At 45.3% G+C, this 15,748-nt stretch carries 19 protein-coding genes and 1 pseudogene; 13 read left to right on the top strand and 7 right to left on the bottom strand.

The window, feature by feature from the left end; genetic code table 11:
• Positions 1–59: 59 nt before the first annotated feature.
• A complete protein-coding gene (locus tag ADP71_RS07790; RefSeq protein WP_104931934.1) occupies positions 60–764 on the bottom strand; it encodes an SAM-dependent methyltransferase in 705 nt (234 codons plus the stop codon).
• Positions 761–1,348, bottom strand: coding sequence for a Maf family protein (locus ADP71_RS07785; protein WP_019958816.1), 588 nt, complete (start codon positions 1,346–1,348; stop codon positions 761–763). Before ADP71_RS07785 ends, ADP71_RS07790 begins: the two co-directional genes overlap by 4 nt.
• A gap of 53 nt (positions 1,349–1,401) precedes the next feature.
• On the opposite strand from ADP71_RS07785, the gene ADP71_RS07780 reads away from it, so the two are divergent.
• The 8 genes from ADP71_RS07780 (at position 1,402) to udk (ending at position 8,191) form a co-directional block, all read left to right on the top strand.
• Positions 1,402–1,905: a YceD family protein gene (locus ADP71_RS07780; protein WP_019958815.1), complete on the top strand. Its 504-nt coding sequence runs from the start codon at positions 1,402–1,404 to the stop codon at positions 1,903–1,905.
• 32 nt (positions 1,906–1,937) lie between these two features.
• The gene (rpmF, locus tag ADP71_RS07775; protein WP_019958814.1) at positions 1,938–2,117 is read left to right on the top strand and encodes a 50S ribosomal protein L32; all 180 of its coding nucleotides are present in this window, start codon (positions 1,938–1,940) and stop codon (positions 2,115–2,117) included.
• Between the two features lie 179 nt (positions 2,118–2,296).
• A complete protein-coding gene (gene plsX / locus ADP71_RS07770; RefSeq protein WP_026353620.1) occupies positions 2,297–3,319 on the top strand; it encodes a phosphate acyltransferase PlsX in 1,023 nt (340 codons plus the stop codon).
• A 100-nt stretch (positions 3,320–3,419) separates the two neighbouring features.
• Positions 3,420–4,382: a beta-ketoacyl-ACP synthase III gene (locus ADP71_RS07765; protein ID WP_019958812.1), complete on the top strand. Its 963-nt coding sequence runs from the start codon at positions 3,420–3,422 to the stop codon at positions 4,380–4,382.
• Positions 4,383–4,406: 24 nt separating this feature from the next.
• Positions 4,407–5,606, top strand: a complete 1,200-nt coding sequence (locus tag ADP71_RS13210; RefSeq protein WP_104931932.1) for a DUF1294 domain-containing protein — start codon at positions 4,407–4,409, stop codon at positions 5,604–5,606.
• Positions 5,607–5,622: 16 nt separating this feature from the next.
• Entirely contained in the window at positions 5,623–6,549 is a 927-nt protein-coding gene (fabD, locus tag ADP71_RS07755; protein WP_019958810.1) for an ACP S-malonyltransferase, read from the top strand.
• Positions 6,550–6,577: 28 nt separating this feature from the next.
• Positions 6,578–7,321, top strand: coding sequence for a 3-oxoacyl-ACP reductase FabG (gene fabG / locus ADP71_RS07750; protein ID WP_040755842.1), 744 nt, complete (start codon positions 6,578–6,580; stop codon positions 7,319–7,321).
• Positions 7,322–7,558: 237 nt separating this feature from the next.
• The gene (udk, locus tag ADP71_RS07745) at positions 7,559–8,191 is read left to right on the top strand and encodes a uridine kinase (protein ID WP_019958808.1); all 633 of its coding nucleotides are present in this window, start codon (positions 7,559–7,561) and stop codon (positions 8,189–8,191) included.
• Positions 8,192–8,323: 132 nt separating this feature from the next.
• Here udk and ADP71_RS07740 read toward each other — a convergent pair whose 3' ends face one another.
• The gene (locus ADP71_RS07740; protein ID WP_019958807.1) at positions 8,324–8,479 is read right to left on the bottom strand and encodes a hypothetical protein; all 156 of its coding nucleotides are present in this window, start codon (positions 8,477–8,479) and stop codon (positions 8,324–8,326) included.
• On the opposite strand from ADP71_RS07740, the gene ADP71_RS07735 reads away from it, so the two are divergent.
• Entirely contained in the window at positions 8,478–9,692 is a 1,215-nt protein-coding gene (locus ADP71_RS07735; RefSeq protein WP_019958806.1) for a NupC/NupG family nucleoside CNT transporter, read from the top strand. The genes ADP71_RS07740 and ADP71_RS07735 overlap by 2 nt on opposite strands.
• Positions 9,693–9,745: 53 nt before the next feature.
• Here the strand turns inward: ADP71_RS07735 and ADP71_RS07730 are convergent, their stop codons facing one another.
• The 4 genes and pseudogenes from ADP71_RS07730 to ADP71_RS07715 all read right to left on the bottom strand — a co-directional run bounded on the left by ADP71_RS07730 (position 9,746) and on the right by ADP71_RS07715 (position 12,828).
• A complete protein-coding gene (locus tag ADP71_RS07730; protein ID WP_019958805.1) occupies positions 9,746–10,501 on the bottom strand; it encodes a sulfite exporter TauE/SafE family protein in 756 nt (251 codons plus the stop codon).
• Positions 10,495–10,869, bottom strand: a complete 375-nt coding sequence (locus ADP71_RS07725; protein ID WP_019958804.1) for a hypothetical protein — start codon at positions 10,867–10,869, stop codon at positions 10,495–10,497. Before ADP71_RS07725 ends, ADP71_RS07730 begins: the two co-directional genes overlap by 7 nt.
• Before the next feature lie 86 nt (positions 10,870–10,955).
• Positions 10,956–11,546 (bottom strand): annotated as a pseudogene (locus ADP71_RS07720) (LysR substrate-binding domain-containing protein); the annotation flags it as partial.
• Between the two features lie 28 nt (positions 11,547–11,574).
• Positions 11,575–12,828 carry an IS256 family transposase gene (locus ADP71_RS07715; protein WP_104931213.1) on the bottom strand — a complete coding sequence of 418 codons (1,254 nt, stop codon included), beginning with the start codon at positions 12,826–12,828 and terminating at the stop codon, positions 11,575–11,577.
• 301 nt (positions 12,829–13,129) lie between these two features.
• Between ADP71_RS07715 and ADP71_RS07710 the strand changes: the two genes are divergently transcribed.
• Genes ADP71_RS07710 through lptA form a run of 4 tightly spaced genes read left to right on the top strand, consistent with a single transcriptional unit; the run spans position 13,130 to position 15,747 of the window.
• On the top strand, positions 13,130–14,107 hold the full coding sequence (locus ADP71_RS07710; protein ID WP_019957542.1) for a KpsF/GutQ family sugar-phosphate isomerase: 978 nt from the start codon (positions 13,130–13,132) through the stop codon (positions 14,105–14,107).
• Positions 14,104–14,667, top strand: a complete 564-nt coding sequence (locus ADP71_RS07705; protein WP_019957543.1) for a KdsC family phosphatase — start codon at positions 14,104–14,106, stop codon at positions 14,665–14,667. Before ADP71_RS07710 ends, ADP71_RS07705 begins: the two co-directional genes overlap by 4 nt.
• The gene (gene lptC, locus ADP71_RS07700) at positions 14,664–15,245 is read left to right on the top strand and encodes an LPS export ABC transporter periplasmic protein LptC (protein ID WP_104931931.1); all 582 of its coding nucleotides are present in this window, start codon (positions 14,664–14,666) and stop codon (positions 15,243–15,245) included. The genes ADP71_RS07705 and lptC overlap by 4 nt, the downstream gene beginning before the upstream one ends.
• The gene (gene lptA, locus ADP71_RS07695) at positions 15,229–15,747 is read left to right on the top strand and encodes a lipopolysaccharide transport periplasmic protein LptA (RefSeq protein ID WP_019957545.1); all 519 of its coding nucleotides are present in this window, start codon (positions 15,229–15,231) and stop codon (positions 15,745–15,747) included. The genes lptC and lptA overlap by 17 nt, the downstream gene beginning before the upstream one ends.
• Position 15,748: the final 1 nt, after the last annotated feature.

Raw genomic sequence — 15,748 nt, 5'->3', positions numbered from 1 at the left:
TGATTGGGAGAGATTTAAGTGTCCTGTAAATGTGTTTACAGGACGCTTAATTTTGCCTTTTAATGGGCATATATAATGAAAATGCTCGGGCGTTTTTTTAAATTGGGACGTTCTTGCGGCCAATCTTTGACAAGCAAAGAAATGATGGTTTCGCTGTCAGCTGTCAAATCACAAGCCACACACAAACGTGTGTTGGGATTCAAAGTTTGCAAAGCCGTTTCAAGCAAAGCATCATTGCGATACGGGGTTTCGATGAAAATTTGGGTTTCTTTTTCTTGGTAAGCGCGCGCTTCCCACTCTTTGAGTTTGGTAGCTCGCTCGCCCGCGTCTTGCGGCAAATAACCTCGAAAGGCAAAATTTTGACCATTAGCGCCAGAGGCCATCATCGCCAATAAAATGCTTGAAGGTCCCACCAAAGGTTTGACAGTAAACCCGTGTTGGTGCGCCAACGCCACCACTTGCGCGCCAGGATCTGCCACCGCAGGACAGCCAGCTTCACTGACCAAACCCACGTCACGTCCTTGTTTCAAAGGTTCAATCAAAGCGGCAATATCGGTAGCTGGTGTGTGTTCGTTCAACGTGTGCATCGACAATTCACGAATGGGCGTGGTCACTCCCAAAGCCTTCAAATGCGCGCGCGCGATTTTTTCGGCTTCAACAATAAAATCGGTGATGTTCACAATCAAACTTTGTTCGTGTGGTAACAAACATGGCGTATCGGCACTGGCCAAAGGCGTGGGAATCAAATACAGCGTGGCAGTCATGGTAAAACTATTCCTTCGTTGATGAAAAAACCAATTAATTTGAGCATTGGCAAACCTATCAAAGCGTTTGGATCGGTGGTGGTGATGGATTCAATCAAAGTTTGACCCAAACCTTCGCTTTTAGCGCCGCCTGCACAATAAATGGCATCAGGTTCACATTCTAAATAGCGTGCAATGGTGGCATCGCTCAAAGCGCGCATTGTGACACGCGTGTGGTCAACGTGTTGCTGCAAGCGTCCTGTAACTGTGTTAAGCAATACCACGGCAGTGTAAAAATCCATATCTTGACCACTGGTAAAGCGTAAGGTTGCCGCAGCTTTGTCTAAACTCATGGGTTTACCCAATTGGGTATTTTGACAAAAAGCCACTTGATCTGAGCCAATAATCAAATGGTTTGTGTGGGTTTTTGCCACAGTTTCGGCTTTTAAAATCGCCAAACGCAAGGCGGTTTGTGCTGGGGTTTCTTGCTCAAAACTGCGTTCGTCTGCATCAGGTGAAACCGATTCAAATGGCAAATTTAAGTTTGCCAATTGCGCTTGGCGAAAGCGCGAACTCGAAGCCAAAATCAAGGCAACAGGGGTCATGGGGAAATTTGTCATTGACAGTTAGAATCAAACAATTATATCATCCTTCGTTTATGTTAAACGTTAATTTGATTGATCCGATTGAGTTTGCAAATGGTTCGATGCTGCAAGAAGGCAGTGTTGGCTTGGCGCAATTGGATGAGCGCATAGCGCAGCACGAGTTTTTGGTCCCAGCCGAGACAACCCTACAATACCGATTAAAAGGTGGCGTAGATAAGTTGCAGCGGCCGTATCTCAATTTGTCTTTACAAGGTGAGTTGACACTGATGTGTCAGCGCTGCTTGACGGCCATGTCTTTAGAGTTAGATGAATCGGTTCGTATCGTTTTGTTTAGCAAAGAAGATGTGATGGATGAAGCTATGGACAGCGACCCTGAATTAGAGGGAATGTTGGCCGAAGCCGAACTTTCTGTGTGGTCGCTCTTGGAAGATCAAATCATTATGGCTTTGCCTTATGCGCCACGTCATGATGATTGTGGCAATACGGATTTGGAACGCGTGAACAACGATAAGCCAAATCCATTTGCTCAATTGGCAAAGCTCAAGCCCAACCAATAAACGTATTTAATTTTCTTTTAGGAGTTTGACTCATGGCAGTTCAACAAAATAAAAAATCACCATCTAAACGTGGTATGCATCGTTCACATGACCGTTTGACTGCACCTGCAACTGCAGTTGACGCAGCAACTGGTGAAATCCACTTGCGTCACCACATTTCTCCTAACGGCATGTACCGTGGCCGTAAAGTGATCAAATCAAACGACGAGTAATCTTGTTTGATAGAAGAAGCCAACACCTGCACTGGCAAGTTGTTGGCTTTTTTCGTTTTTATTGTGATGATTGGTGTAAAAATCATCAAAAATGTTATTTTGCATAACACCATAGCAAGTTTCATACAATCATCAACAACGTGATAAGCTTGCTGGGTTTTAAAATGATCGAGTACAACATGATTACAATTGCAGTGGATGCAATGGGTGGCGACGTAGGTTTGAATGTTACCGTCCCAGCTTCCGTGGCTTTTTTAGAACGTCAAAAAGATGTTCAAGTGGTAATGGTGGGCGACGAAACCCAATTAAAACAGGCTTTAGCCAGTGCCAATGCACCGATGAACCGCATCAGTATTATGCATGCTACACAAGTGGTCGACATGGATGAAGACCCGCGCAGTGCCTTGCGTCATAAAAAAGATTCATCTATGCGTGTGGCCATCAATCAAGTCAAAGAGGGTTTGGCGCAAGCGGCTGTGTCAGCAGGCAATACAGGTGCTTTGATGGCGACGGCAAAGTTTGTGTTGAAAACCATAGATGGCATTGAGCGACCTGCCATTGCCAAATTTTTACCAGCTTTGAATGGCGGTTTGACGTGTATGTTGGATTTGGGTGCGAATGTGGACTGCACATCAGATCAATTGGTGCAATTCGCGATTATGGGCTCACAATTGGTACAGGCCGTGCAACCAGATATGACTGAACCTCGCGTGGGTTTGCTCAATATTGGCTCGGAAGACATCAAAGGCACACAAGTGCTTAAAGATGCTTATCAATTGCTACAACAAACACCGTTGAATTTCATTGGTAATGTCGAAGGCGATGATATTTTTGCTGGTGAAGTAGAAGTCATTGTGGCTGATGGTTTTGTGGGCAATGTGGCTTTGAAATCCATTGAAGGTGCAGTGAAAATGATGGCACAAGTGATTAAAGAAGAATTCAATCACAGTGCTATGAGTAAAGCCCAAGGCTTGATAGCCAAGCCTGTGTTGGGACAAGTGAAAAAACGCATTGATCCGCGTCGATTTAATGGTGCGATTTTCTTAGGTTTGCGTGGGATTGTGGTTAAAAGCCATGGTGGCACGGATGCAGTGGGATTCAATTATGCTTTGCAAGAAGCATATCATGAAGCCAAAGCTGATATTTTGACCAGTATTCAAAAAGGTGTCGCAGCACATTTGGCTCCAGACCAAGCAATTTGATGATGATATTTTAAAAAGTCATGGCAAAAGCCATGGCTTTTTTGGTATAAATACTTCACATATTATTAATAATAAGAGTATATAAAGAGCGGGAATTTCTATGGCATATGCAAAAATTTTAGGGACGGGCAGCTATTTGCCTGCAAACTGTGTGAGCAATGATGAATTGGCAAAAAAAGTTGATACATCAGATGAATGGATTGTAGCGCGCACGGGAATACGCCAGCGTTATATTGCAGCAGAAAATGAACAAACCAGTGATTTGGCGGTGCAAGCTTCGCTACAAGCATTGCAAAGTGCAGGTATGGAAGCACAAGATATTGATTTGATTATTGTTGCAACGACCACGCCTGATAAGACTTTCCCATCTACAGCTTGTATTGTGCAGCAGAAATTGGGTATACCAGGTTGTGCTGCTTTTGACGTGCAAGCAGTGTGTGCTGGTTTTATGTATGCTTTAACCACGGCTCATGCTTATATTCAAGCAGGTTTAGCGAGCAAAGCTTTGGTGATTGGCGCAGAAACTTTTACTCGTTTACTCGATTGGAATGATCGCCGTACATGTGTATTGTTTGGTGATGGTGCTGGTGCAGTGATTTTGGGCAAAAGTGATACAGAAGGTGGCATTATCAGCGCCAAACTTAAAGCCGATGGTAATTATGCTGATATCTTACAAGTACCTGGCGTGGTGAAAGGCGGTCAAATCGTTGGCTCACCTTTTGTGGCCATGGATGGACAAGCCGTGTTTAAATTTGCGGTGAAAACTTTGACTAAAATTGGTCAAGAGGCTTTGGCTGAGGCAAATATGACTGCCGAAGACATTGATTGGGTCGTGCCACATCAAGCAAACTTGCGCATCATTGACAGTACAGCCAAACATTTGGGCTTGAGTATGGATAAAGTGATTTTGACTGTACAAGACCATGGCAATACTTCGGCTGCTTCTATTCCACTGGCTTTGGATGTGGGTGTGCGTGATGGTCGTATCAAGCGAGATGATGTATTGCTATTAGAGGGCATTGGCGGTGGTTTTGCTTGGGGAGCGGTGTTGTTGCGTTATTAAATAGTCGATGCTTAAGGGGAGTGTATGGCTAAGTATCAAGGGCAAGTTGCGGCTTGGCAGGAGGCTAAAGGGTTTGGATTTATTACGCCACTGAGTGGTGGTAAGCAGGTTTTTTTTCACGCCAATACATGGGTGAATGATGCCATACAAATTGTGGTAGGAACTCAAGTCAAATATGATTTGAGCACTGACAATAAAAGCCGCGTTTGTGCCGTCAATGTGGAGCCTGTGCCATTGTTATTAGATGGTGAAACCATTGTGGCGACATTCAAGCAATGGTCGCCTGATGGGCAATTGGGTTTATTGGTCAATGAGGATCATCCGAATACCAAAATTTTATTGCCCAAATCAGTATGGCAAGGTGAACCTTTGCATGTGGGGCATCGGATACAAGGGACGTTGAAATTGCATCAAAGTGGCAGCTGGGTGTTGTTGCAGCCTAGTTTGGTGACTGCGAAAAGCATGAAAGCTGAAAAAGAAGCTTTGGCGCAAAAACATCAAGCTGCATCGCTTAAACAAGTTCAAGCGGCTCAAATCAGAACTTCTGCAACCGACCACTCGCTTGAAAAAGACATGGTTTGGCGTGAGAACATGTCTTTAAAAGGCGTTGTATCGCAATGGCAAGATGACAAAGGTTTTGGTTTTTTACAAGTTGAACCCAATAAGCCACGTGTATTTTTTCATATTAGCGATTATATTGAATTTGATGGGCGTCCTGAAAATGGTATGGTGGTGCAATTTGTATTAAGACAAGGTGATGCAGGGCAATGGCGCGCAGGCAGTGTGCAGTGTGTACAAAAACCGACTGCTCAAAAGCGTTTGCAAAGCGATGGTCGCCATAAAAATCAAAACCAAGGCGATGTCGGTACTGTTGGCAGTATGGTGTTTGTAGTGGTGCTAGGCTTGTTGTTTGTAGGCGCATTGGCTTATTTTTCTGAAATTTTGGCTGTTTGGTCATTGGTGATGAGTATTTTGTCGTTTTCTGCTTATTCTTCGGATAAAAAAGCAGCGTTACGCAAAACTTGGCGGGTTTCAGAAAACCGTTTGCATTTTCAAGATTTATTAGGCGGTTGGCCAGGTGGCTTGCTTGCACGTCACGTGTGGCGTCACAAAGTGAGCAAAACCAGTTTTGTCATCACATTTTGGCTGACAGTTGTGCTTAATATATTGGCAATGGTATGGATTTGGCGCCATTTAGGCGAAATCTTGCCAACATTTATTTAATCAGAAAGACAATATTATGGCTTTTGCTTTTTTCTTCCCAGGACAGGGCTCGCAATCTTTGCATATGATGGATGGTTTTGAAGGCATCCATGTGGTGCGTGATACTTTCCAAGAGGCTTCCGATGTGTTGGGTGAGGATTTGTGGGCTTTGGTTAATGGTGAAGATGCTGCGGCATTGAATACCACCACAACGACACAACCATTGATGTTGACCGCAGGCATTGCCACTTGGCGTGCTTACCAACAAGCAGGTGGCGTGTTGCCAAGTGTTTTGGCAGGCCACAGCTTGGGCGAATACACGGCTTTGGTTGCGGCTGAAAGTTTGGATTTTGCCACAGCAGTCAAATTGGTGCGTGAGCGTGCCACTTTGATGCAAAACGCGGTACCACAAGGCGTGGGTGCGATGGCAGCGATTTTAGGTTTAGACGATGCGCAAGTCATTGCAGTGTGTGAGCAAGCGGCACAAGGTGAAGTGGTGCAAGCAGTGAATTTCAATGCCATTGGTCAAGTGGTGATTGCAGGACACGCTCAAGCGGTTGAGCGCGCGATGGTTTTGGCTAAAGAGGCAGGGGCTAAACGTGCGTTGCCTTTGCCAGTTTCTGTGCCATCACATTGTGCTTTGATGCAGCCTGCTGCTGAACAATTGGCTGCATATTTGCAAAACATTGACATTCAAACGCCGAAAATCAAAGTGTTGCACAATGTGGATGTGCAAAGTCATGTTGATGCTGCTGCGATTAAGGACGCTTTGGTGCGTCAATTGTATTCGCCTGTGTTGTGGACACAAACCGTCAATCAATTGGTGGTTGATGGCATTACACAAGCGGCTGAATGTGGTCCGGGTAAAGTATTGGCAGGCTTGTCTAAGCGAATTAATAAAGAAGCGTCGTGCGTGGCTTTGACCAAACAAGCGGACATTGATGCGTTCATCGCAGCACAATAACGAATCATCAAGAGGAAAAGCAATGGTTATGGATTTGGGTTTACAAGGTAAAGTGGCGTTGGTAACAGGCGCGTCTCGCGGCATTGGTGCGGCGATTGCCGATAGTTTGGCAGCGCAAGGCGCGATTGTGATTGGTACAGCGACCAGCGAAGCGCAAGCGGCGAACATCAACGCACGTTTGAGCACGCATGGTGGTGCAGGTCGTGTGTTGAATGTGTCGGACGCTGAATCGATTGAAAACTTGATTGCCGACATCACCAAAGAATTTGGTACGATTGAAGTGTTAGTGAACAACGCTGGCGTGACCCGTGACAATTTATTGATGCGCATGAAAGACGAAGAGTGGGACGACATCATGCACATCAATTTGAAATCGGTTTATCGCGCGAGCAAAGCGGTGTTGCGTGGCATGATGAAAGCGCGCAATGGCCGCATCATCAGCATCGCATCTGTTGTGGGCGCGATGGGCAATGCCGGTCAAGCCAATTATGCTGCTGCGAAAGCGGGCATGATGGGTTTCACCAAATCTTTGGCGCGTGAAGTGGGCAGTCGCAACATCACAGTCAACTGTGTGGCACCCGGTTTTATCGACACTGATATGACACGTGCTTTGCCTGAAGAGCAACGTGAGGCTTTGGCGGGCAATATTGCATTGGGCAAATTGGGCGAAGCGCAAGACATTGCTGACGCAGTGGTATTTTTGGCTTCTAACCAAGCCAAATACGTGACAGGTCAAACCTTGCATGTCAACGGTGGCATGTTGATGCCTTAAAACGGTTTAGCTAAATTAGTTTGAAGCGTCCTGTAAATTTTACAGGACGCTTTTTATTTTGTGAATTTGTGAATTGTTTTTGAAATACCACTTCAGTAAATATTTAAAAACCATAATATTGTTGCAATTATTCACTATTAAATGATTTAATGGCGTAGATTGGCAGCTTTTGTATTTATCAATGCATGAAAATTGGCGATAATAGACAATTGTATTTTTTAAAAGCAGAATCATATCGTGGCCAACAGCACCATCATCGCTATTGCGGGCGCATCCGCTTCAGGAAAAAGTCTTTTTGCATCGACTGTCTACCAAGAATTGGTGGCTGAAGTGGGGGGAGATTGCATTGCCGTTTTGGCTGAGGATGCGTATTACCGCAAGCAAGACCATTTGACGTTTGAACAACGCTGCTTGACCAATTACGATCATCCTGCTGCTTTTGAGCATGGTTTGTTGGCCGAACATATCAAGCAATTGAAAGCAGGCCAGACGGTACAAATGCCACAATATTGCTATAAAACCCATACCCGTATTGATGACACCATCACCATTAATCCTGCCAAAGTGGTTTTGGTGGAAGGAATTTTGTTGTTGACCGATGCGCATTTGCGTGAGCAGTTTGACATTTCGGTATTCATGGACACGCCATTGGATGTGTGTTTGTTGCGTCGCATTCGTCGTGATATGGAAGAGCGTGGTCGTTCTTTGGATTCTATTACTGAGCAATACAAAAATTATGTGCGTCCTGCATTTTTTGATTTCATTGCGCCATCTAAGCAATATGCTGATTTGGTGGTAACGCGTGGCGGTAAAAATGAAATTGCCATTGACATCATTAAAACCAAAATTCGCCAATTGTTAGCGCAATAATATTCAATGATTTGGCATATCAATATGGTTTATTTAGGTATTTGTTTTATTAAATTTTTTTAAATAACTTATTAATGATATAATTGTTGCCATATTTATTAAATTCAAACAATAAAAAGTTAAGCTTCATTCTTATTCAACATCAAGCTGACCTGTAATCTTTTTTTTATTCTTTTTGGTTGTGCCGCTTTGCTCGGAAACTATCATTTGCTGATGCCACTCTTTGGGAGTGGCATTGCTGAATTTAAAGAACCGATTGTAGCGTTGGTATCCTGAAGGAATCATCATGATGAGTCTGGTTGGCATTTGTGCCATTTTAATCATCGCGTATTTGTGCTCAGCACACCGCTCGCACATCAAATGGCGCACTGTGATTGGTGCATTTTTAATCCAATTGGGTGTGGGCGCATTCGTGTTTTATGTACCCATTGGCAAAGACGTGTTGTTTGCCATTTCCAACTCGGTGGCACAAGTCATTGGTTTTGCGCAAAAAGGCATCGAATTTTTGTTTGGTGATGCAGGTGCATTCAAATACGGCTTTGTGTTTGCCATTCATGTATTGTCGGTCATCATTTTCTTCTCGGCTTTGATTTCGGTGTTGTACCACTTGGGCATTATGCGTGTGGTCATTACCGTTTTGGGTGGTGGTTTGCAAAAATTATTGGGCACCAGCCGTTCAGAGTCGATGAATGCCGCTGCGAATATTTTTGTCGGTCAAACCGAAGCGCCATTGGTGGTGAAACCATTCATTCCTCACATGACCCGTTCTGAGTTGTTTGCGGTGATGGTTGGTGGTTTGTCGTCGATTGCAGGTTCGGTGTTGGCAGGTTACGCAGGCATGGGTGTGGAATTGAAATACCTGATTGCTGCGTGTTTTATGGCAGCGCCGGGTGGTTTGTTGATGGCCAAATTGTTGATGCCTGAAACCGAACAGCCCAAAGACGACATGAATGCTGCTATCAGCACAGACAAACATTCTAATGTCATTGATGCAGCCGCATCAGGTGCAGCAAGTGGTTTGCAATTGGCTTTGAACGTGGGTGCCATGTTGTTGGCATTTGTGGGTTTGATTGCCATGTTCAACGGCTTGATTGGTTGGGTAGGCAGTTGGTTTGGTTTAGAAGCTTTGAGTTTGCAACAGATTTTTGGTTATGTGTTCCAACCTGTGGCATTTTTATTGGGTGTGCCTTGGGAAGAGGCGCGTGCAGCGGGCAGTTTTATTGGTCAAAAAGTGGTCATCAATGAATTTGTCGCTTACTTGGATTTCATGAATTATTTGAAAACAGGCAGCTTGAGCGAGCATACCAAAGTCATTGTGACCATTGCTTTGTGCGGTTTTGCCAACTTTGCATCGATTGCGGTGTTATTGGGTGGCTTGGGCGTGATGGCACCGACTCGTCGTGGTGAAATTGCCAAATTGGGTTTGAAAGCCTTGTTTGCTGCGACTTTGGCCAATTTGTTAAGTGCAGCGATTGCAGGTTTCTTCTTTACTTTGGGTTAAGCTGTTATGAATGTCACAAGCGTCCTGTAAAAGTTTACAGGACGCTTGTTTTTTTACAGCGTCCAAGCTTGCCAAACCAAGCGCAATGCCAAGAGGGTGAGGACGATGTTGAAGAGGGTACCAAAATTTTGGTTGCTCAGGCGTTTGGCCAATTTTAAACCTATCCATGTACCGACTGCACCGCTGACAATCATCAATACAATCAATGCAATCCAATCTTGAAATACAAACCCGCTGGCACCAAAGACAATGGTTTTAGGCAGATGTTGTACCGTCATAGCGGCTGAAAAATTGGCAACGGTTTTGGCGCGATCGCCTTGGTATTGTTGTTTGACAAACGCACCGACCAAAGGCCCTGTGGCACCGGCAAACATGCTGATGAACGTGGTGATGATGGCCGCGACCAAGGAGCCGAGTTTGCCTAATGCCATGTTTGGAATGGCAGGACCCCAACACAAAAACAAAATCAAGGCGGCAATGGTCAATTGGGTGGTTTGTAAGGGCAGTTGCACCAAAAAGCGGCTGGCCAACCACGCACCGATGATGGAGCCGAGTGCAAAAATGCTCAAATGGTGCCAATTCAAATCCCGTATGGTCATGATGGCACGGTTGAAGTTGGAACCCAATTGCACAATGCCATGTACGGGAATAATGACCGCAGGCGGCAATACCATCGCCATGACGGCCAACAGCAACACACCGCCACCTGCGCCCAAACTGGCGGTGATGGCGGAGGTCAATGCGGAAAACACAATCAAAAACAGCGTACTGGTTTGAGAAATTGCTTCAGGCCATAACCCATCTAGCATGGTGTCGTTCCCGTATCATCGGCAGGTAAATGGTGGGCTTGTATCCAAAAATGCATTTGGCAACTGTTTTTAAATGATTTTTGGTGCGGTTGAATGTGCAAGCCTTGCGCATCAACAACACGGTAGGAAATGTCACAAGGTGGGCACACATCGCCTGCACAAGCTGCCCCATCTTGCCACTCTTGCTCCACTTCGCATTCAATGTGGACGCCATTGGCGAAATAATAATGATGGGTGGTGGTTTCGATGGTGTAGCCATCTTCGTAGATTTGTACCGGTGGTTGTTTTTGATGTTGTTGCAATGCAGGTTGGTCTTGTAAATGCAAAATTACGCGCAAATAACTGCTCAAAGCTTGGGTTGTGTGCATGATGAAAGATCACTTTAGATAAGGCGTCCTGTAACAGTTTACAGGACGCTTTCAGATAACAAAGTAGATTTTTACCATCAAGGCGATTAAATACTGAAATCTTCGTTGATGGGCGCATACAAAATCTGACTAATGCGCTCGCGTGTTAATGTCGGTTCAAACAATTGAATGAAATCATATGCAAAGCCGCGCAAATAACTGTCTTGGCGCAAAGCAATTTGGGTGGTTGATGGTTCAAATAAATGTTCGGCATCAATCAAATGCAAACCCGAATCTTCTTCAGGCACAAATACCATCGATGCAATCAAACCCACGCCCAAGCCCAAACGCACATAAGTTTTAATCACGTCGGTATCGACCGCAGACAAAGCTACATGTGGTGGTGGAGAGCCTGCACGGATAAAGCCGCGCGCAATTTGTGATTGACCGGTAAAGGCAAATTCATAAGTCACCAATGGGTATTGCGCGATATCCGCAATGCGCAAAGGACGACCCAAATCCAATAAAGGATGACCGTCAGGCACCACCACGCTGCGATTCCATTGATAACATGGCAATTTGGACAATTCTGGGTAATCGTCAATTTCTTCGGTGGCAATAGCAAAATCGGCATCACCTTCCATCACCATGTCACAAATGGCATTCGGCGGTCCTTGTTTGATGGACAATTGGACTTGAGTTATTGTCAAATCTGGTGTATGGCATTCAGGCCGCTTTCTCTGTTGATTGCTCGTCTTCCTGCTTGCCATCTTTGAAGATGACGTTGTTGACCACCAAGGTCAATAAGTTGAATCCTTGAATCCGGCGCCAACGCTTTTGGGCCGTTTCCAATAATTTGTACACCATCGCCAAAGTGGTTTCTCTGGAACCGCAGTTTTTAGCCCGCTTACTACGCAATCGTACGGTAGCAAACGTGGATTCAATCGGGTTGGTGGTGCGGATGTGCGTCCAATGCACATTTGGAAAGTCATAGAATGCCAATAACTCTTCTTCATCCTTCACCAGTTTGTTAATGGCTTTGGGGTATTTGTCACCAAAGCGAGCCACTGTTTGTTTGAAGGCTTGTTCTGCACTTTCTTTGGTTTCGGCCATCCAAATTTCTTTCAAAGCCTCTCGCAATTTGCCTTGTACCGATTTGGGTACGGCTGCCAACACATTGGCCGTTTTGTGCACCCAACAGCGCTGATGTTTGGTGTCTGGATAAGACTTGGCCATGGCATTCCAAAAGCCCAACGCACCATCGCCGACCGCCAATTTTGGACTGGTTTCCAAACCCCTCAAACGCAAGCCTATCAACACTTCTGACCAACTGACTTCAGATTCCCGATAACCATCTTCAACCGCCACCAACTCTTTATGTCCTTGATCAGTCACACCAATGATGACCAGCAAACACAGTCTATCGTCCAATCGCACATTGCTGTAAATGCCATCGGCCCACCAATACACATAGCGTTTGCCCTTTAAATCCCGCTGGCTCCATTGCCGATGTTCGTCCGTCCAATGTTGCTTCAAACGACTGATGGTATTGGCTGACAAGCCTTTGGCCTGCTCTCCCAATACAGCCGCCAAAGCTTGTTGGTGGTCACCTGTGGAAATGCCTTTCAAATACAGCCATGGCAGCAATTCTTCGATGCTTTTGGTACGTTTCAAATAAGGCGGCAACAATTGACTGTTGAAACACACACCGTCACCACTGCGATCTCGTACCTTCGGCACTTTCACCTGTACATCACCAATGCCAGTCTGCACTGTTCGTTCCGGCAAATAACCATTTCTGACCAATGCTTGGCGACCATCGGGAAGTTTCTTGGGTGAGTGTTGCTCCAGCAAAATCTGCAATTCGGTTTCAACTGCTTTGGCAATCAACTCCCTGGCTCCCTGACGCAGCAAATCGGTCAATGGGTCATTGAATGTTTGCTGTGGTTGTACGAATGCATTTGGGTTAGAATCAGTCATGGCGTATTCCTTTTGTTGGTTGAAATCTTTGGTCGGAAATCAATCAACAGGATACGCCTTCTTCATTTGTTCGTCATACACCAGAAATGACTATAGCTCTTTAAAATAAAGCGACTTGTTTAGGATGGATTCATTGTAATGGTACACAGTGACAGCCTTCGCGAGGGTTGATGGTGCTCAAACAGGCACTGTGCGATACAATGTGATGGGTACATAACAGACATTGTGAATTTGCCAATGGATGGTGTGAGAAATTCAAAGCACTGATTGAGCTTTGTCTTCATGAGTTGGATGAATTTTGATGATGGTGAAAATGACAAAAAACTATATTGAACAAGCGCGTACTGTGATTGAAATTGAACAAGCGGCATTGCGACAAATTAGTTCGCAGTTGGACGAAGGTTTTGCAGCAGCCATTGATACCATTTTGAATACTACAGGCCGCTTGATTGTCACTGGTATGGGCAAATCAGGTCACATTGCCCGCAAAATTGCGGCGACTTTGGCATCTACGGGGACGCCTGCTTTTTTTGTGCATCCTGCGGAAGCGGCGCATGGCGATTTGGGTATGGTCATGGAAAAAGATGTGGTTTTGGCCTTGTCGCATTCAGGCGAGAGCGAAGAGGTAATCAATTTGTTGCCAGCTCTAAAGCGCAAAGGGGTGACCTTGATTGCGATGAGCGGCCGTCGTGAATCGACTTTGGGGCAAGCGGCAGACATTTTTTTAAATGCAGCAGTCAGTCAAGAGGCCTGTCCTTTGGGCTTGGCACCTACTTCAAGTACCACGGCATCTTTGGTCTTGGGTGATGCTTTGGCGGTGGTGTTGTTGCAAGCACGCCAATTTACGCCTGATGATTTTGCTTTAAGCCATCCTGCAGGTTCTTTGGGCAAGCGTTTGTTGGTGCGTGTCGGAGATTTGATGCACAAAGACAGTGCTTTACCGCAAGTGGACGTGAGTGCGGATTTGAAAGAAGCCATTTTGGAAATGAGCGCTAAAGGTTTGGGTATGACGGCTGTCGTTGAGGGCAACCAAGCAATCGGTATTTTGACCGATGGTGATTTGCGTCGCATTTTAGAACACAGTGGTCAAATTCATGGCATTTGGGTCAAAGATGTGATGGGCTTACACCCTAAAACCATTGCAATGGGCAAATTGGCAAGCGAAGCTTTGCACGTGATGCAAAGCCAGAGAGTCAATGGTTTGTTGGTGGTCGATGACGAACAACAATTGGTGGGTGTGTTGCACATGCACGATTTATTAAAAGCAGGAATTGTATGAAAAATATCCCTGAATTGGCATTCAATCTTGATGTGCCTGAAGCGGTTTTACAACGAGCCAAAGCGATTAAATTATTGATTTTGGATGTAGACGGTGTCTTGACCAATGGTGAGATTTATATCACAGCGCAAGGCGAAGAAATCAAGGCGTTCAATACTTTGGATGGACATGGTTTGAAAATGCTCCAAAAAACAGGCGTACAGTTGGCAATCATTACAGGACGCGATGCCGCAGGTGTGGGACACCGTGTGCGTGGTTTGGGCATAGACCATTATTTGGCAGGCATTCATGACAAGCGCACAGCTTATTTGAATTTGATTGCCCAATTGGGTTTGAGTCAAGAGCAATGTGCGTATGTGGGTGACGATGTGGTGGATTTGCCGGTGATGGTGCGTTGTGGTTTGCCGATTGCGGTGCCAAGTGCACACAACTGGGTGATTCATTATGCCGATTATGTGACGCAAGCGGCAGCAGGATTGGGCGCTGTGCGTGAGGCGTGCGAGATGATTATGTGGGCACAAGGCAGTTTACAGGACGCTTTGACTGAGTATGTATTATGAATATCTCCAGTCGCATGATGCCATTGGTTTTTCCAATGGTTTTGGCCGTGTTGATGGGTGGTATGACGTTTTGGCTGAATCGTGCCACAGATGTCAACGTTGAAACCACCTTGTTGGATTTGAGTCAGCCACAATATGTGATGAAAGACATCAGTGGTTTGCGTTTTGATGCGCAAGGCTTGCCCGTACAAACTTTGGTTGCCAAAGAAGCATCGATGTATCCCAATAGCAACGATGTTTTATTGCAGCAGCCAGATGGTCAAGTTTGGCAACAAGGGCAGCCATTGTATCGAGTGAGTTCACAAGAGGCGCGTTATGCAGATCAAGAAGAAAAAATCTTTTTCAAGCAAGAAGTGGTGTTGACCAAAACCGCAGTGGATGGTGGCTTAGAGGGAAAAGTGAGCATGCCGACTTTGACCGTAGACATTCCCACGCAAATGGCGCATACCGATGCAGAAGTGCAATATGAATATGGTCAATCGCATGGCAGTGCGGTTGGATTCAGTTATGATAAAAAAAACGATGTGTTAAACCTGCAATCTCGTGTGAAAGCAATTATTTATGATGAGCAACCTTAAATTCAAATACAGTGTGGCATTGCTCACTTGTGCCTTGGCTGCACCTGTTTGGGCTTTACAATCGGATCAAAATCAGCCTATCAGCATTGAAGCGGACAATGGCGTGGTCGATCAAGGCAAACAAGTGACGGTGTTCAGTGGCAATGTGGTGGTTAAACAAGGTTCTATTGACATTCGTGCCAGTAAAATTGAAGTATCACGTACCAACGATAGCAATCAAATCATGACAGCTACGGGTTCACCAGTCACATTCAAGCAGCAGTTAGATGGCGGTAAAGGCTGGGTAAATGGGCAGGGTCAAAAAGTAACTTACCAATCTGCCAGCGGTTTGGTCACGCTAAGTGGTGGTGCCAAGGTGCAACGTGGCGGTGATATGGTGCAAGGCAATAACATTACTTATAACACCAAAACTGAGATTTACACTGCAGCAGGTAGCAAGTCTGCTTCAGGTTCAGACCGCCGTGTGACGGTGATTTTACAACCTTCTAGCACACAGAAATAAT

This window comes from Vitreoscilla sp. C1 (genome assembly GCF_002951955.2).
GTDB lineage: Bacteria > Pseudomonadota > Gammaproteobacteria > Burkholderiales > Neisseriaceae > Vitreoscilla > Vitreoscilla stercoraria.
This window is presented reverse-complemented; position numbering and strand designations above follow the sequence as displayed.

What these genes read in the sequence shown, in the direction of transcription:
- ADP71_RS07730 (WP_019958805.1), bottom strand. Translation starts at nt 10,501, where the DNA reads ATGCTAGATGGGTTATGGCCTGAAGCAATTTCTCAAACCAGTACGCTG.
- plsX (WP_026353620.1), top strand. Translation starts at nt 2,297, where the DNA reads ATGATTACAATTGCAGTGGATGCAATGGGTGGCGACGTAGGTTTGAAT.
- lptC (WP_104931931.1), top strand. Translation starts at nt 14,664, where the DNA reads ATGAATATCTCCAGTCGCATGATGCCATTGGTTTTTCCAATGGTTTTG.
- rpmF (WP_019958814.1), top strand. Translation starts at nt 1,938, where the DNA reads ATGGCAGTTCAACAAAATAAAAAATCACCATCTAAACGTGGTATGCAT.
- ADP71_RS07780 (WP_019958815.1), top strand. Translation starts at nt 1,402, where the DNA reads ATGTTAAACGTTAATTTGATTGATCCGATTGAGTTTGCAAATGGTTCG.
- ADP71_RS07785 (WP_019958816.1), bottom strand. Translation starts at nt 1,348, where the DNA reads ATGACCCCTGTTGCCTTGATTTTGGCTTCGAGTTCGCGCTTTCGCCAA.
- ADP71_RS13210 (WP_104931932.1), top strand. Translation starts at nt 4,407, where the DNA reads ATGGCTAAGTATCAAGGGCAAGTTGCGGCTTGGCAGGAGGCTAAAGGG.
- fabD (WP_019958810.1), top strand. Translation starts at nt 5,623, where the DNA reads ATGGCTTTTGCTTTTTTCTTCCCAGGACAGGGCTCGCAATCTTTGCAT.
- ADP71_RS07715 (WP_104931213.1), bottom strand. Translation starts at nt 12,828, where the DNA reads ATGACTGATTCTAACCCAAATGCATTCGTACAACCACAGCAAACATTC.
- lptA (WP_019957545.1), top strand. Translation starts at nt 15,229, where the DNA reads ATGATGAGCAACCTTAAATTCAAATACAGTGTGGCATTGCTCACTTGT.
- ADP71_RS07710 (WP_019957542.1), top strand. Translation starts at nt 13,130, where the DNA reads ATGATGGTGAAAATGACAAAAAACTATATTGAACAAGCGCGTACTGTG.
- fabG (WP_040755842.1), top strand. Translation starts at nt 6,578, where the DNA reads ATGGATTTGGGTTTACAAGGTAAAGTGGCGTTGGTAACAGGCGCGTCT.
- ADP71_RS07740 (WP_019958807.1), bottom strand. Translation starts at nt 8,479, where the DNA reads ATGATGATTCCTTCAGGATACCAACGCTACAATCGGTTCTTTAAATTC.
- ADP71_RS07790 (WP_104931934.1), bottom strand. Translation starts at nt 764, where the DNA reads ATGACTGCCACGCTGTATTTGATTCCCACGCCTTTGGCCAGTGCCGAT.
- ADP71_RS07705 (WP_019957543.1), top strand. Translation starts at nt 14,104, where the DNA reads ATGAAAAATATCCCTGAATTGGCATTCAATCTTGATGTGCCTGAAGCG.
- ADP71_RS07765 (WP_019958812.1), top strand. Translation starts at nt 3,420, where the DNA reads ATGGCATATGCAAAAATTTTAGGGACGGGCAGCTATTTGCCTGCAAAC.
- ADP71_RS07735 (WP_019958806.1), top strand. Translation starts at nt 8,478, where the DNA reads ATGATGAGTCTGGTTGGCATTTGTGCCATTTTAATCATCGCGTATTTG.
- ADP71_RS07725 (WP_019958804.1), bottom strand. Translation starts at nt 10,869, where the DNA reads ATGCACACAACCCAAGCTTTGAGCAGTTATTTGCGCGTAATTTTGCAT.